Raw genomic sequence first — 955 nt, 5'->3', positions numbered from 1 at the left:
GGACGGCCCAAAGCTGCCGTTCAGAGCTGGTAAGTTGAATGACCGACCTCAACCCTAAGCAGACATGGTGTCGAGCGACCAGTGTACTCACAGAGAGCTTTGTTAGCAGGGCAGTGAAGTAAGAGGGTTACGGAAATTATTGGCCGATCAAGGCAGCCTGCGGTATGATCAAACTAAAACAAGTCAAAATTTTCTGTAGTTGCACGAAGAAATGCGAGAACGTCCAGTTCTGCCCTCCATTCTTTTCCAAAATGCTCTCCGAACAACCGCATTTCGTGGTGCATCGGCTCCATTTCGTTACAAAAGATTTTTACTTCCCCTGATTTTATGAAGGTTGCCAGAAATTTGTTGGCGTGAATGATCTTATTGCAGGCCTCGCGAAACGTGAGCGGTTCAATTGAATCAATAGCCACGTCCTTTATCAATCTTCCGCAAGCATGATCAGGATATTCCCTATCATGCCGTTCTTCCTTAAATTCCATGTGGGTTCGGTTACAAATAGCGAGGTTGATCAATGTATGATTGATCTCATCGTCTATGAACTGATGGCGCAGCCTAAATAGCGGCTCGTTTGAGCTTTGAGAATCTCCCCAAACTTATTGATCCTCTGGCGTCATGTCGAAAATGGCCTTATCGGCCAAAAAAATACAAAGAAGCCAATAAGTATCCCTAAAAACAATGTCTTGGTTTAGCATTCAGGCTCTCCGAACCATAACTTGGGATCGCACTGCGGTGCATGCCCCAGAATTCAAAGGTTACAAGCATTACTCTTCTATCCCACCTATGAATTTAATCTCTCTCGATCATGAAAAAACAACTATCGAGAGGGTATGCTTGCTGTTCTGAGCTGTTTGGTTTGTAAATTTCCTTTTGTAAAGTGATCGAACTTCGTAAGGCCCTCCTTCTGCGCATAGCTGCCGCTGGTGCGGGGCGCAGCGAATGGCTCCTTTCCGCC

At 45.7% G+C, this 955-nt stretch carries 1 protein-coding gene; it reads right to left on the bottom strand.

The features are described from left to right. Positions 1-173: 173 nt before the first annotated feature. Complete coding sequence (locus tag DT23_RS18260) at positions 174-482, bottom strand: hypothetical protein (protein WP_156024007.1); 309 nt, start codon at positions 480-482, stop codon at positions 174-176. Positions 483-955: the final 473 nt, after the last annotated feature.

Origin of the sequence: Thioclava indica (genome assembly GCF_000714545.1) — a bacterium.
Taxonomy (GTDB): domain Bacteria; phylum Pseudomonadota; class Alphaproteobacteria; order Rhodobacterales; family Rhodobacteraceae; genus Thioclava; species Thioclava indica.
The sequence above is the reverse complement of the archived record's forward strand: the minus strand, read 5'-3'. Positions and strand labels throughout refer to the sequence as shown.